The 13,377-nt window shown below is 69.7% G+C and carries 13 protein-coding genes; 3 read left to right on the top strand and 10 right to left on the bottom strand.

What is annotated here, in order from left to right:
- Positions 1 to 2 precede the first annotated feature (2 nt).
- A complete protein-coding gene (locus tag OG223_RS38000) occupies positions 3 to 998 on the top strand; it encodes an Lrp/AsnC family transcriptional regulator (protein ID WP_329258763.1) in 996 nt (331 codons plus the stop codon).
- A gap of 95 nt (positions 999 to 1,093) precedes the next feature.
- On the opposite strand, the gene OG223_RS37995 is transcribed toward OG223_RS38000, so the two are convergent.
- Genes OG223_RS37995 through OG223_RS37980 form a run of 4 tightly spaced genes read right to left on the bottom strand, consistent with a single transcriptional unit; the run spans position 1,094 to position 4,090 of the window.
- Positions 1,094 to 1,318, bottom strand: coding sequence for a ferredoxin (locus OG223_RS37995; RefSeq protein WP_329258760.1), 225 nt, complete (start codon positions 1,316 to 1,318; stop codon positions 1,094 to 1,096).
- A gap of 2 nt (positions 1,319 to 1,320) precedes the next feature.
- Positions 1,321 to 2,547, bottom strand: coding sequence for an NADH-ubiquinone oxidoreductase-F iron-sulfur binding region domain-containing protein (locus tag OG223_RS37990; protein ID WP_329258757.1), 1,227 nt, complete (start codon positions 2,545 to 2,547; stop codon positions 1,321 to 1,323).
- Complete coding sequence (locus OG223_RS37985) at positions 2,544 to 3,125, bottom strand: ferric reductase-like transmembrane domain-containing protein (protein ID WP_329258755.1); 582 nt, start codon at positions 3,123 to 3,125, stop codon at positions 2,544 to 2,546. Before OG223_RS37985 ends, OG223_RS37990 begins: the two co-directional genes overlap by 4 nt.
- Entirely contained in the window at positions 3,122 to 4,090 is a 969-nt protein-coding gene (locus OG223_RS37980) for an FAD:protein FMN transferase (protein WP_329258752.1), read from the bottom strand. The genes OG223_RS37985 and OG223_RS37980 overlap by 4 nt, the downstream gene beginning before the upstream one ends.
- Before the next feature lie 15 nt (positions 4,091 to 4,105).
- On the opposite strand from OG223_RS37980, the gene OG223_RS37975 reads away from it, so the two are divergent.
- Positions 4,106 to 4,510 (top strand): hypothetical protein, encoded by a 405-nt coding sequence (locus tag OG223_RS37975; RefSeq protein WP_329258749.1) that lies wholly within the window; start codon positions 4,106 to 4,108, stop codon positions 4,508 to 4,510.
- A gap of 81 nt (positions 4,511 to 4,591) precedes the next feature.
- Here OG223_RS37975 and OG223_RS37970 read toward each other — a convergent pair whose 3' ends face one another.
- The 6 genes from OG223_RS37970 to dxr form a co-directional block, all read right to left on the bottom strand.
- Positions 4,592 to 6,295: a proline--tRNA ligase gene (locus OG223_RS37970; RefSeq protein ID WP_329258747.1), complete on the bottom strand. Its 1,704-nt coding sequence runs from the start codon at positions 6,293 to 6,295 to the stop codon at positions 4,592 to 4,594.
- A 73-nt stretch (positions 6,296 to 6,368) separates the two neighbouring features.
- Positions 6,369 to 6,932: a GNAT family N-acetyltransferase gene (locus tag OG223_RS37965; RefSeq protein WP_329258744.1), complete on the bottom strand. Its 564-nt coding sequence runs from the start codon at positions 6,930 to 6,932 to the stop codon at positions 6,369 to 6,371.
- 127 nt (positions 6,933 to 7,059) lie between these two features.
- On the bottom strand, positions 7,060 to 7,908 hold the full coding sequence (locus OG223_RS37960; RefSeq protein WP_329258741.1) for a GNAT family N-acetyltransferase: 849 nt from the start codon (positions 7,906 to 7,908) through the stop codon (positions 7,060 to 7,062).
- Between the two features lie 935 nt (positions 7,909 to 8,843).
- A complete protein-coding gene (ispG, locus tag OG223_RS37955) occupies positions 8,844 to 10,001 on the bottom strand; it encodes a flavodoxin-dependent (E)-4-hydroxy-3-methylbut-2-enyl-diphosphate synthase (protein ID WP_329258739.1) in 1,158 nt (385 codons plus the stop codon).
- A 168-nt stretch (positions 10,002 to 10,169) separates the two neighbouring features.
- Entirely contained in the window at positions 10,170 to 11,462 is a 1,293-nt protein-coding gene (locus OG223_RS37950) for a M50 family metallopeptidase (protein WP_329265691.1), read from the bottom strand.
- A gap of 8 nt (positions 11,463 to 11,470) precedes the next feature.
- Complete coding sequence (gene dxr, locus OG223_RS37945; protein WP_329258736.1) at positions 11,471 to 12,739, bottom strand: 1-deoxy-D-xylulose-5-phosphate reductoisomerase; 1,269 nt, start codon at positions 12,737 to 12,739, stop codon at positions 11,471 to 11,473.
- 188 nt (positions 12,740 to 12,927) lie between these two features.
- Between dxr and OG223_RS37940 the strand changes: the two genes are divergently transcribed.
- Positions 12,928 to 13,377: a lamin tail domain-containing protein gene (locus OG223_RS37940; protein WP_329258734.1), complete on the top strand. Its 450-nt coding sequence runs from the start codon at positions 12,928 to 12,930 to the stop codon at positions 13,375 to 13,377.

The following is a 13,377-nucleotide window of genomic DNA, read 5'->3' as shown; positions in this document are numbered from 1 at the left end:
CCATGCTGTCCGAATCCGACCTCGCTCTGGTCAACGCGTTGCAGCTCCGGCCGCGCGCCCCCTGGTCGCTGATCGGCAGAGCGCTGGGGGTCGGGCCCGTGACGGTCGCCCGGCACTGGGACCGGCTGGTCGAGCGGCGTGAGGCGTGGCTGACCGCCTATCCGGGCGCGGCGGTCGGGGAACGGCTGGCCTTCGCGTTCGTGCAGGTGGACTGCGCGCCCGGCGAGGCGATGCGGGTGGCGCGCACGGTGGCCGGCGACGCGCAGTTGACTGCCGTCGACTATGTGGCGGGGCCCTGCGATCTGGTGCTGCATCTGGTGGCGTCGAGCCTGGAGGGGGTGTCCCGGTATGTCGTCGACCGGGTCTCGGGGCTGCGGGGCGTGGTGGGGACTCGGACGTTGGTGGCGCCGCGGATGTATGCGGAGGGGAGTCGGTGGCAGGTGCGGGCGATCTCGCGTGAGCAGCGGAGGTTGCTCATGGCGGCGGAGCCCTCGCCCGGGATGTCACCGCGGTTCGGGGAGCTGGATCGTGACCTGTTGCTTGCCCTTGGGGAGAACGCCCGTGCCTCACATGCGGAGTTGGCTTCGCGGCTGGGGGTTGGCGCGAGTACCGTCCGGCGGCATTTGGGGGCGGCTCTGGCGGGTGGGGTGATTCGGCTGCGGTGTGAGATAGCTCGGTCTCTGTCTCCTGCGCCGGTGACGATGTTGCTGTGGTTGCGGGTGCCGCCGGATCAGTTGGAGCGGTCGGCTCGGACGCTCGGTCGGTTTCCTGAGGTGCGGATGTGCGCGGCAGTCAGCGGGGCGGCGAATTTGCTGGTCGGGGTGTGGTTGCGGTCTCCGGGGGATGCGGTGGGGTTGGAGAGCGAGATGGTGGCGAAGTTGTCTCGGTTGGAGATTGTTGATCGGGCGGTGACGTTGCGGCCGGTGAAGTTGGGTGGGTGTTTGTTGGATGAGCGGGGGCGGATTGAGGGGCGGGTGGCTATGGATTTTTGGCGGTAGAGCTCAGGGGGGGGCAGGTTGTTTTCGGTCTGCGGGTGCGTTGGGGCTGGTCGCGCCCACGCGGCGGAGCCGCAAATCGATACAGACCCGCGCCCCTAAAGGGGCGCTCCAGTTGCCGTTAGTTTCAAGGCCAGGACCGGACAGTCTGAGGCCGCTCGGCGCGCGCGTTTTATCGTGCGGGGCGGTATTGGGGCTCCGTCCACCAAGGGGTATCCCCACTCGTCCAGGGTGATGTGGTCCGGGAGGAGTTCCGCGCACAGGCCATGTCCCTGGCAGGACGTCCAGTCGATGTCGATCTTCTGGGGTGTCTTCTGGTCCATGGTCAGTGGGCCTCATTCGGAATAGGCAGCAAAGGTGTCGAGTCGCTCGCGGTGCACAAGCCCCTTGCGTGGGCGTCCAGTTCGGCCGCGAAGGTAGTGAGTGCGCTGCGGACCAGGCGGACCGTGCCGTCGGGGTGGTGGCAGGCGCCCCGGCCTTCGACCAGGCCCGACCAACGGGCCACGTTCTCGCGGGTGTTGGCCTGGGGGCCGGGCGTGGCCAGGGTCTGGAAGGCGGAGGCGATGCGCGGGAGGCCGTTGAGGCAGGGGCCGCACTGGCCGGCCGACTGCAGGGCCAAGTAGCGCAGGACGCGGGCGGTTTCGGCCACTCCGCAGCGGTCGGTGGGGAGTGCGGCGAGGACGCCTGCTCCCAAGTCGGCTGCGTCGAGCGTGCGTTGGGCTGCCTCGGCGGCCGGGATCCAGGTGCCGTGGTAGCCACCGACCAGTACCGCCGATGTCCCTTGCAGGGGCAGGAGTCGGTTCAGGGGGAGGCCGAACGGGGCTTCCACGACCCGGACTTCGCGGCCCGGCACATGCAGGGTGCACAGCGTGCTGCCGGGCTGGGCGGGCGTGCCCGCGCTGCGGAACCAGTCGGCGCCGTAGCGGGCGACCAGGGCCAGGTGGGCCAGGGTTTCCACGTTCTGGACGAGCGTGGGGGCCCGGTGCACACCGCGTTCGCGGACCGGCGGGCGCTGGTGGCGGGGCAGCGGGGCGTTCCCGGAGACGTACTGCGCGAGGGCCGACGCCTGGCCGGAGAGGAAGCGTTTGGGCAGGCGGACGACCGTCACCTTCAGCGGATCGTTTCGCTGCGCCAGGGCCGACTCGAGGTAGGAGGCACCGTCCTCCACCGCCAGGTGCGCCTCCCCCGCGCCCACCGCTCTGGCCGCCAACTGCAGCCCGTCCAAGACCAGATGGGGTGACAGGCGCAGGAGTGTCTTGTCCTTGCGGCTGGCCGGTTCGCCCTCCGCGCCGTTCGCCACGACCACGGGTGCGCGGCCCGTGCGGCGGCTCGCGTCGGCCACCGCGACGAGCTTGCGGTACATCGGGAACGCGGCGCCTCCGCGTCCGGTGAGGCCGGACTCGGCGACGGTTCTCAGCAGGGCGTCGGGATCGCCGTACGACAGTGGGCCGTAGCGGAGTTCGTGGGTGGCGAGGTCGGCCGCGGTGCCGCCGGGGGCGAGGAGGCGGGGGGACATGTAGACGTCGGTGAAGGTCGTGGTCGTGGTGGTCATGAGCGGGCTCCTTCGGCGGTGCGGAGCAGGGCTGCGGGGGTGCGGCGGGCGTCACGGGCGGAGTGGGCCAGGCGGATACCGAAGGCGGCGACCACGGCGGCCACGCAGGACACGGTCAGCCAGGTCATCCAGTCGGTGCCGGTGTCCGTGCCGATGCCGATGCCGTGGATCAGGGCGACGGGCCAGGAGGCGTACGCGAGCCAGTGGAGCGCCCGCCAGGTGCGGTGGCCGATGCGTTCCCGCAGGAGGCTGGTGACCAGGACCGCGAGCATCAGGTCGAGGGCGACCGTGCCCAGGCCGAGCCAGAGCGGCTCGTAGTCGGAGACGAAGGGGACGACCGCGTCCAGGACGGTGATGTTCACGTAGCCGTCGATCACCGCCACCGCGATGTGCAGCGCCAGGAACGCGGTCGCGGAGAGGGAGAGGGTGCGGTGGAGGTTCACCGTGCCGAAGCGGGGCAGGCCGGGGAGTCGCGTGCGCAGGCGGACCGCGATGCCCAGCAGGACCACGACCGTGAACAGGACCAGGCAGACGGCTCCGGTGGCACGGTTGGCGTACCAGAGGATCTCGGAGCTCATACGGCGACCGCCGGGGAGGTGGGCCAGCCCGGGGTCGTGACGACCGTGCCGTCCTGGGCGACCAGGCGGGCCGGCAGGCCGAGGCGGGTCAGCCAGCGTTCGGCACCCGCGCCCTTGACCAGGGACGCCGTGCTCGCCGCGTTGGCGTCGGCGCAGGTCGCGGCCGCCACCGAGACCGTGCGCCACGGGCTGCGGACGGGCAGGCCGGTGCGCGGGTCGACGATGTGGTGCAGCTCGTGGCCGCTCCGGCGCCAGTTGCGGGCGGACGTGCCCGAGGTGGCGAGGCCGCCGGAGCGCAGGCCGATCGTGGCGTACGTGCCGTGCGCGGGCGTCTCGTCGACGGAACCGGTGACGTCCTGGACACGGATGTTCCAGCCGCCGGCCGGGGGCTCCCCCGCCACCGCCGTGTCGCCGCCCAGGCTCACCAGGACTCCGCAGCCGGCCACGTCGGCGAGCATCGCGGCGGCCTTGTCGGCGGCCCAGGCCTTCGCCGTGGCACCGAGGTCCAGGCGGACGCCGGCCGGGACGGTGACCGTGCCCGTCGCGGGGTCCAGGTCGATCGTGCGCCAGCCCGGTGCGCGCTTCACGGTGAGCCGGACCGGGCGGTCGTCCTCGCGGACGAGGGTGAAGTCGCGGTCGTAGCCGATGGCGTTCATCGCCGAGCCGACCGTCGGGTCGACCGCGCCGTCCGTCGCCTCGGCGGCGCGCAGGGCGACCGCGAGGGCTTCGGCGAGCAGCGGGCTCACCGCGACCGGGCGGCCGAACGAGGCGTCGAGCGCGGCCAGTTCGGAGTCGGTACGGAACCGGCTGCAGGCCGCGTCGACCTCGGCGAGGTGCCGGGCGAGGAGCAGGTTGCAGGAGTCCAGCAGGGCCGGGTCGGTGACGACCAGGCGGACGCTGGTCCCGAGGGCGCGCCAGTCGGCGGCGGCAGTCGTGCGCAGGGGCGCTGCACTCGTCGTACTCATCACGACGCTCCCGACGTGGAGTCGGTGGAGTCGCCGGAGGACGAGGTCACACCGGACGAGGACGACTGGAGGTCCGACGAGGATGAAGAGGATGAAGAAGACGAGGACGAGGACGAGGACGAGCTGTCCGACGTGGACGAGGTTGAAGAAGAGGCGGACGGCGAGGGTGACGACGAGCTGGTCGTCGTCGTGGTGCTCGCCGCCGTGTCCGCCTCCGCGTCCGACTGCATCGTGCCGACCAGGGCGAACACCCCGGCCGCCGCCGCCAGCGTGACCGCTGCCGTGGCGGCCGCGATGCGCCGCTTGCCTCTGCGGACCGCCGTAGCGGCCCCACGCTCCTTGACTGTCATGACCGTTCCCCTCCGCAGTGACGCTCTGTCACGTACTACGGTCGGGGACCAGCCTGAGAGAAGTCTGTGAGGCGCCCATACGCCTCCCGAGAACTCTCTGAGAGGAATCTTAAATTGCTTGAGGCTTCAACAAGGCCCCGGTGATCGCCGCTTACGCGGTGAGGCGTGCGATCGCCTCGTCGACCGTCAGTTCCTCGCGCTCGCCGGTCCTGCGGTCCTTCAGCTCCAGGACGCCCTCGGCGGAGCGACGGCCCGCGACCAGGATCTTCGGTACGCCGATCAGCTCCGAGTCGGTGAACTTCACGCCCGGGGAGACCCCGGCGCGGTCGTCGACCAGAACGCGCAGGCCGGCCGCGCGCAGCTTCTCGGAGACGTCGAGGGCGAGTTCGGTCTGGAGGGCCTTGCCGGCAGCTACGACGTGCACGTCGGCCGGAGCGACCTCGGCGGGCCAGCACAGGCCCTTGTCGTCGGCGGTCTGCTCGGCGAGGGCGGCGACCGCGCGGGAGACGCCGATGCCGTAGGAGCCCATGGTCACGCGGACCGGCTTGCCGTGCTGGCCGAGGACGTCGAGCTTGAGGGCGTCGGCGTACTTGCGGCCCAACTGGAAGATGTGGCCGATCTCGATGGCACGGTCCAGCTTGAGGCCGGTGCCGCACTTGGGGCAGGGGTCGCCCTCCTGCACGACCACGACGTCGACGTACTCGCCGACCTCGAAGTCACGGCCCGCGACGACGTTCTTGGCGTGCGTGCCCTCCTTGTTGGCGCCGGTGATCCATGCCGTGCCGGGGGCCACGCGCGGGTCGGCGATGTACGTGACCTTGTCGCCCAGACCCTGCGGGCCGACGTAGCCACGCACCAGGTCGGGGCGGCCGGTGAAGTCCTCCGCCGTCACCAACTCGACTGCGGCGGGGGCGAAATGGGCCTCGACCTTGCCGAGGTCGACCTCGCGGTCACCGGGCACTCCTACGGCCACGATCTCGCCGTCGACCTTCACGAGGAGGTTCTTCAGCGTGGCGGAGGCCTCGACGCCGAGGTGGGCGGCGAGGGTCTCGATGGTGGGGGTGTCGGGGGTCGGGATCTCTTCGAGCGCGGGCACGCCGGCGGCGTCCACGGGCTTCAACTCGTATGTGATCGCTTCGGTGTTGGCGGCGAAGTCGCAGTTCGGGCAGTCGGCGAAGGTGTCCTCGCCGGCCTCGGCGGGGGCCAGGAACTCCTCCGACTTCGAGCCGCCCATCGCGCCCGCGGTCGCGGCGCAGATGCGGTAGTCGAGGCCCAGGCGCGCGAAGACCTTCTGGTAGGCCTCGCGGTGCAGGGCGTAGGAGTGGGCGAGGCCCTCGTCCTCGGTGTCGAAGGAGTACGAGTCCTTCATCAGGAACTCACGGCCTCGCAGCACACCGGCCCGCGGGCGGGCCTCGTCGCGGTACTTGTTCTGGATCTGGTAGAGGATGACCGGCAGGTCCTTGTAGGAGGACGCCTGGTCCTTCACGATCAGCGTGAAGATCTCCTCGTGGGTCGGGCCGAGGAGGTAGTCGCCGCCCTTGCGGTCCTTGAGGCGGAACAGCTCGGGGCCGTACTCCTCCCAGCGGCCGGTCGCCTCGTACGGCTCGCGGGGCAGGATCGCGGGGAGCAGCACCTCCTGGGCGCCGATCGCGTCCATCTCCTCACGCACGATCCGCTCGACGTTCGAGAGGACCTTCTTGCCCAGGGGCAGCCAGGACCAGATGCCGGCCGCGGTACGGCGGACGTAGCCGGCCCGCACGAGCAGCTTGTGACTGAGGACCTCGGCGTCCGCCGGGTCGTCGCGCAGCGTCTTCGCCATCAACTGGGACATGCGCTGGACCGGTGCGTTCGCCATGGTTCCTGTACTCCTGCCGGGAAAGGGTGATGGCTAGGAGGTTAGCCGGGCTCGCTGTGCCGGTGGAAATCGGTTAACGGCGGCGGAGCGGCAAGGGGGCGCCCATGACTGCGTACGGCTTCGGGGCGCTCGGGAACAGGACCTGGCGGGCGAGGTCCTCGTAGCCGAGGGAGCGGTAGAGGCCCCGGGCCGGGCTGTCGGTGTCGATCGCGGAGAGGATCGAGCGGGGTTCGGTGGCCGCGTCCGTGATGGTGGTGATCAGGGAACGGCCCGCGCCGCGGTTCTGGTAGTGCGGATGGACGTGCAGCTCGGTGATCACGAAGGAGTGGTCGAGCCATTCGTCGTGGTCGCGGGCTCGGAGGTACGGCTCTACGACGGTGGACCACCAGTGGGTGCGGTTGTTGGGCATGCCGTAGACAAAACCGACCAGTCGGCCTTCGGTGGTGGCGCCGAGGGCGCGGGCGCCGGGGTAGGTCATGTGGCGCAGGACGATTTGGCGTCGTACCGCTACCTCATCCTGGCCCAGGCCGAATGCGAGGGCTTGTACGGCCAGGGCTTCGTCCACGCGGGCCGAGAGGTCCAGGGGGCCGATCACGACGTCTTCGGGGTGGCGGTGACCGTGACCGGGAAATCGCATGTGGGGAGAGTACAGGGGTGTGACGGTTGTCTTTCGGGTGGCGGCCGTATGTGGCTGGTCGCGCCCACGCGGCGGAGCCGCACATGTCACAGCCCCGCGCCCCTTGGGTGTCGCCCCTCAGCGTGCTTCAGAAGAGAACGCTCATGAAGGCGCCGACCTCTTGGAAGCCCACCCTCAAGTACGCCCTTCTCGCCGGGGTGTTGAAGTCGTTCACGTAGAGGCTGACCATCGGGGAGACGTCCGCGAGGGCGTAGCGCAGTACCGATGCCATCGCGGGGGCCGCCACGCCCAGTCCCCGGTACTCGGGGGCGACCCAGACGCCCTGGATCTGACAGGCCTTGGGGGTTGCCGCGCCGATCTCCGCCTTGAAGACGACCTTGCCGTACTCGTCGAGGCGGGCGAACGAGCGGCCGGCGCTTACGAGTTCGGCCACTCGGGCCTGGTAGAGGAGGCCGCCGTCGCCGGCCAGCGGAGAGACTCCGACCTCCTCGGTGAACATCGCCACGCACGCCGGCATGATCGTGTCCATCTCGTCCTTGCGGATGCGGCGGACGTACGGGTCGGGGGCGATGTCGGTGGGCATGCGGTCGGCGACCATGAGGGGCTGGTGGGCGCGGACCTCGCGGGCCGGGCCCCAGCTCGGTTCGAGGAGGCGCCAGAGCTGGGCCGTGGCCTCGGCGGGGCCGACGATCGAGGAGCAGCGGCGGCCGGCCCGGCGGGCGCGGTCCGCGAAGGCGCGGATCGCTCTCGGGGTCGCGCAGATCGGGACGAGGTTGGCGCCCGCGTAGCAGAGGGACGTCAGCATGCCGTCCTCGTACCAGCCCCACATCTCGCCGCCGAGCCGCCACGGGTCGAGGCCCGCGACCTGCACCCGCGAGGTCACGAAGGCGTTCGTGACCGGCTCGCGGTCGAGCACGGCGAGCGCGGCGTCCAGGTCGCTCGGTTCGAGCACCCGAGAGGTGGTCTGGGTCAACACGTACGGGGCCTCACCCTGAGGGTCTGCTGATCTCCGCACTGTACCTGCGGAAGCTGAGCGGTGCCGCGTTGTGTTGCCGTTCACTTCTCTTGTGGGGGTGGGGTAGGTGGGCGTCTCTGGGGGCTGCCGCCCCCAGGCCCCCGCTGTCGGCCTGGACGGCCTCGTCCTCAAGCGCCGGACGGGCTGGTTGTGCCGGCCCGCACTGACAAGTGAGGCCCTGGAACCTGGCGGGTGAAGCCCAGGACCCCTGGCAGGGGAAGGCCTGACACCTCAACAAGCGAAACCCGGGACCTCTTCAAGCAAACCCCGAGACCTCGGCAGGCGAAGCCCTGAGGACTCGACAAGGGCAGCCCCAAGACCTCGGCAAGAGCAGCTCCGAGGTCTGGACATGTGCAACCCCGAGACCTGGGTGTGTGAAGCCCAACGACCCGACAAGTGCGGCCCGAAACCTCGACAGCCGGAGCCTCAGGGACTCGACGGGTGCGGCCCCAGACCCTGAGTTCGGCCTCGGCCCCGGCCCCGGCCCCGAAAAGGCAATCCCCAGACCCTCGACCAGGAAAGCCCCGAGTCCTCGGCATGTGCAGCCCCAAGACCGCTCAGCGCGCCGCAGACCTTTTCAGCCCACCATGGGCTTTCGGCCCACACCAGACCTCTGATCCCGCCCTGGATCTTCAACTCCCGCCAGAACTCGCAGCCCGCCACGAATCCTCAGCTCACGCCAGACCGCTCAGCCCGCCACGAACCTTCAGCCCGCGCCCAGACCTCTCGACCCGCCATAGGTCTTCAACCTGCGCCAGATCTCTCAGCCCGCGACAGACCCTCAACCCTCGCCGGACCCCTCAGCCCGCCACAGACATTCAACCCGCGCCAGACCCCTCGATCCGCCACGAACCTTCAACCCGCGCCCAGACCCTCAGCCCCGCCAGACCGACCCCTCAACCGGCGACCGACACCGAAGGCTCGCCAGAGGCGATACCGTCCGCCTCCATCTGCTCGGCGATCTTCATCGCCTCCTCGATGAGGGTCTCCACGATCTTCGACTCGGGGACGGTCTTGATGACCTCGCCCTTGACGAAGATCTGGCCCTTTCCGTTGCCGGAGGCGACGCCGAGGTCGGCCTCGCGGGCCTCGCCCGGGCCGTTCACCACGCAGCCCATGACGGCTACGCGCAGCGGGACCTCCATGCCCTCCAGGCCCGCCGTGACCTCCTCGGCCAGCTTGTAGACGTCGACCTGGGCGCGGCCGCAGGAGGGGCAGGAGACGATCTCGAGGCGGCGGGGCTTGAGGTTCAGGGACTCCAGGATCTGGTTGCCGACCTTGACCTCCTCCACCGGTGGGGCGGACAGGGAGACGCGGATCGTGTCGCCGATGCCCTGCGAGAGCAGCGCGCCGAAAGCCACCGCCGACTTGATCGTGCCCTGGAACGCGGGGCCGGCCTCCGTGACGCCGAGGTGGAGCGGGTAGTCGCACTGAGCCGCGAGCTGGCGGTAGGCCTCGACCATCACGACCGGGTCGTTGTGCTTGACCGAGATCTTGATGTCCTGGAAGCCGTGCTCCTCGAAGAGGGACGCTTCCCAGAGGGCGGACTCGGCCAGTGCCTCAGGGGTCGCCTTGCCGTACTTCTTCAGCAGTCGGCTGTCCAGCGAGCCCGCGTTCACGCCGATGCGGATCGGGGTGCCGTGGTCCTTCGCGGCCCGCGCGATCTCCTTGACCTTGTCGTCGAACTGCTTGATGTTGCCGGGATTGACGCGTACGGCCGCGCAACCCGCCTCGATCGCGGCGAAGACGTACTTCGGCTGGAAGTGGATGTCCGCGATGACCGGGATCTGCGACTTGCGGGCGATGGTCGCCAACGCGTCCGCGTCGTCCTGCGTGGGGCAGGCCACTCGGACGATCTGGCAGCCGGACGCGGTGAGTTCCGCGATCTGCTGGAGCGTTGCTCCGATGTCCGACGTACGGGTCGTCGTCATGGACTGCACCGACACCGGCGCGTCGCCGCCGACCGCCACGGATCCGACCTGGATCTGCCGGCTCTTGCGGCGCTCGGCGAGCCGGGTCGGAACGGACGGAATGCCGAGAGAAATCGCAGTCATCTGCTGTGCAACCCCAAGTCGTGGATCAAGGCCCCGGTCCCGGAACAGCGGGCTCCAGGCTTCGAGATTACGTCAACCGTGCGGGCCCGAGCACATCCCGGCCGTAAACCCACTCAATGGAGGGCGGCCCCGCATCAAGGATGCGAGGCCGCCGCAAACTACGAATGGCTAGGAGATTTTGACTGGGTTAACCACGTCCGCCACCAGGACCAGCAGGGTGAAGCAGACGAAGATCCCCGCCACCACATAAGCCACCGGCATCAGCTTCGCCACGTCGAACGGGCCCGGGTCCGGGCGCTTGAGCACCTTCGCCAGGTTCCGTCGCAGCGCCTCCCACAGTGCGCCCGCGACATGCCCGCCGTCGAGCGGGAGCAGCGGGAGCATGTTGAACAGGAAGAGGGAGAGGTTGAAGCCTGCCACCAGCATGAGGGCCATCGCCAGTTGCTGGGTGGGCGGGATGTCGAGAGTGAAGATCTCGCCGCCTACGCGGGCCGCACCGACCACGCCCATCGGGGAGTCGGCCTGGCGGGGGGCGCCGTCGAAGGCCGCGTTCCACAGGGCCGGGATCTTGCCGGGGAGGTCGGCGATGGAGTCGACGGCCTCGCCGAGGCGGTCGGTCATCCAGGTGACCGAGTCGCCGAGGTCCTGGCGGACGATGCCGGTGGCCGCGCTGAAGCCGAGGAAGCCGGCGGTGACGTACTGGCCCTGGACGATCTGGCCGCTGGAGTCCTTCTTGGCGACCTGGTTGCTCGCGATCTTCGCGTGCAGGGTGACGTCCTGGCCCTTGCGCTCCACGACGATCGGGACCGTCTTGCCGGGGGCGGCGCGGATCAGGTCGGACAGTTTGTTCCAGTCCGTTGTCTGCACGCCGTTGAAGCTGAGGATCTTGTCGCCCGCCTTGAGGCCTGCCGCGGCGGCCGGGGAGGCGGGGTCGCTCGCCTTGCACGTGTCGCGGTTCTGGTTCTGTGCGATCACGCACTGGGAGACCGAGCTGACCGTGTTGGTCTGCTGCGAGATGCCGAAGCCCATCAGGACGGTGAGGAAGAGCGCCACCGCGAGGATGAGGTTCATGAAGGGGCCCGCGAACATCACGATGACCCGTTTCCAGGGCTTGCGTGTGTAGAACAGGCGGGTCTCGTCGCCGGGCTTCAGCTCTTCGAAGGCCGCCGAGCGGGCGTCCTCGATCATGCTGCGCCAGGGCGAGGTGGAGCGCGCGGTGATCCGGCCGTCGTCGCCGGGCGGGAACATGCCGATCATCCGGATGTAGCCGCCGAAGGGGATGGCCTTGAACCCGTACTCGGTGTCGCCCTTCTTCCGGGACCAGATGGTCGGGCCGAAGCCGACCATGTACTGGGGCACCCGGATACCGAAGAGCTTCGCCGTGGAAAGATGCCCCAGCTCGTGCCAGGCGATCGAGACCAGCAGGCCGACCGCGAAGACGACTATGCCGAGGATCATCATCAGGGCTGTCATGCACGCGCCTCCGCGTTCGCCGTGGTCGTCTGCGCTGTCAGTTCGCGGGCCCGGGCGCGTGCCCAGGTCTCCGCTTCGAGGACGTCCGGCACGGTCAGGGAAGTTCCCGTGGCCGGTGTCCCGTGTTCCTCGACCACCCGTGTCACCGTCTCCATGATTCCGTTGAACGGCAGCGCGCCCGCGCGGAACGCCTCCACGCACTCCTCGTTCGCCGCATTGAACACCGCCGGGGCCGTACCCGCGAGCTGTCCGACGTGCCGGGCGAGGCCGACCGACGGGAACGCGTCGGTGTCGAGCGGGAAGAACTCCCATGTCGACGCCTTGCTCCAGTCGAACGCGGGCGCCGCGTCGGGCACCCGCTCGGGCCAGCCGAGCCCGATGGCGATCGGCCCGCGCATGTCGGGGGGCGTCGCCTGGGCGAGTGTCGAACCGTCCGTGAATTCCACCATCGAGTGGACATACGACTGCGGGTGCACGACCACCTCAATGCGATCGAAGGGAATGTCGTACAGCAGGTGCGCCTCGATCACTTCGAGACCCTTGTTCACCAGGGTCGCCGAGTTGATCGTGATCACCGGGCCCATCGCCCAGGTGGGGTGCGCGAGAGCTTCTTCTACGGTCACGCGCGCCAGGTCCGCCTTCGTACGGCCGCGGAAGGGGCCGCCGGACGCGGTGACGACGAGCTTGCGGACGTCGGCGCGGGTACCGGCCGCGAGGGCCTGGAAGAGCGCCGCGTGCTCGGAGTCCACCGGGATGATCTGGCCCGGCTTGGCGAGCGCCTTCACCAGCGGGCCGCCGACGATGAGCGACTCCTTGTTGGCGAGCGCGAGGACGCGGCCCGCCTCCAGGGCGGCGAGGGTGGGCGCGAGGCCGATGGACCCGGTGATGCCGTTCAGCACGGTGTGGCAGTCCGAGGCGGCGACCTGGGTGGCCGCGTCCGGTCCGGCCAGGATCTCGGGGAGCGGCTCCCCCGTGCCGTACTGGGCGGCGAGCGCTTCGCGCAGTGCCGGTACGACGTCCTCGCGGGCGACCGCGACCGTCCGCACCCTCAACTGGTACGCCTGCTCGGCGAGGAGCCCGACCCGGCCGCCGTTCGCGGAGAGCGCGGTGACCCGGAAACGGTCCGGGTTGCGCAGTACCAGGTCGATGGCCTGGGTGCCGATGGACCCGGTGGACCCGAGGATCACCAGGGCCTTGGGACCGTCGCCCACGACGGGGTCGTAGACGAGATGTGGGTCGGCGAGGGGTGCTGGGCTGTCGCTCATCCCTCCATTGTTGCCGCAACGGGTGCCCGGGGGGACAGCGGTTCCCTCGGGCGGGTGGCTTATCGGCTCTAGTCGGTGATTGAAGGGAAATCCCCCTTTGTGAATACGGCGTGAAGGTCGTGTGATAACACTTCAGTCCTGCGCCGGTGGACGACCGGCGCGTGGACGACATCCTGGGGGGATTCTCCATGCGGATACGCGCTGCCCTGCCCGCGCTCGCGGGCGCCGCGATACTCACCGGCACCCTGCTGAGCACTCCGGCCGAGGCCGCCGGCGGGGTCACGATCTACCACGTCTGGTTCGACAGCCCGGGCTCGGACAACCGGTCCAACACGAGCCTCAACGGCGAGTGGGTGCAGATCAAGAACACCAGCCGGTCGGCGATCTCGCTCAAGGGGTGGGTCCTCAAGGACGTCTCGAACCACCGCTACGTCTTCAAGAACATCAAGATCGGCGCCGGCAAGTACATCAAGGTGCACACCGGCAAGGGCACGGACACCGCGTCGAACACGTACCAGGGCCGTGCCGCGTACGTCTGGAACAACACCAGCGACACGGCGACGCTGACCAGAGCGACCGGCAGCAAGGTCGACACCTGTTCGTGGACGACGCGGGATCCGAGCGACAAGTACTGCTGA

The organism is Streptomyces sp. NBC_01478 (genome assembly GCF_036227225.1).
Lineage (GTDB): Bacteria > Actinomycetota > Actinomycetes > Streptomycetales > Streptomycetaceae > Streptomyces.
The sequence above is the reverse complement of the archived record's forward strand: the minus strand, read 5'-3'. Positions and strand labels throughout refer to the sequence as shown.

What these genes read in the sequence shown, in the direction of transcription:
- OG223_RS38000 (WP_329258763.1), top strand. Translation starts at nt 3, where the DNA reads ATGCTGTCCGAATCCGACCTCGCTCTGGTCAACGCGTTGCAGCTCCGG.
- OG223_RS37995 (WP_329258760.1), bottom strand. Translation starts at nt 1,318, where the DNA reads ATGGACCAGAAGACACCCCAGAAGATCGACATCGACTGGACGTCCTGC.
- OG223_RS37990 (WP_329258757.1), bottom strand. Translation starts at nt 2,547, where the DNA reads ATGACCACCACGACCACGACCTTCACCGACGTCTACATGTCCCCCCGC.
- OG223_RS37985 (WP_329258755.1), bottom strand. Translation starts at nt 3,125, where the DNA reads ATGAGCTCCGAGATCCTCTGGTACGCCAACCGTGCCACCGGAGCCGTC.
- OG223_RS37980 (WP_329258752.1), bottom strand. Translation starts at nt 4,090, where the DNA reads ATGAGTACGACGAGTGCAGCGCCCCTGCGCACGACTGCCGCCGCCGAC.
- OG223_RS37970 (WP_329258747.1), bottom strand. Translation starts at nt 6,295, where the DNA reads ATGGCGAACGCACCGGTCCAGCGCATGTCCCAGTTGATGGCGAAGACG.
- OG223_RS37965 (WP_329258744.1), bottom strand. Translation starts at nt 6,932, where the DNA reads ATGCGATTTCCCGGTCACGGTCACCGCCACCCCGAAGACGTCGTGATC.
- ispG (WP_329258739.1), bottom strand. Translation starts at nt 10,001, where the DNA reads ATGACTGCGATTTCTCTCGGCATTCCGTCCGTTCCGACCCGGCTCGCC.
- OG223_RS37950 (WP_329265691.1), bottom strand. Translation starts at nt 11,462, where the DNA reads ATGATGATCCTCGGCATAGTCGTCTTCGCGGTCGGCCTGCTGGTCTCG.
- dxr (WP_329258736.1), bottom strand. Translation starts at nt 12,739, where the DNA reads ATGAGCGACAGCCCAGCACCCCTCGCCGACCCACATCTCGTCTACGAC.
- OG223_RS37940 (WP_329258734.1), top strand. Translation starts at nt 12,928, where the DNA reads ATGCGGATACGCGCTGCCCTGCCCGCGCTCGCGGGCGCCGCGATACTC.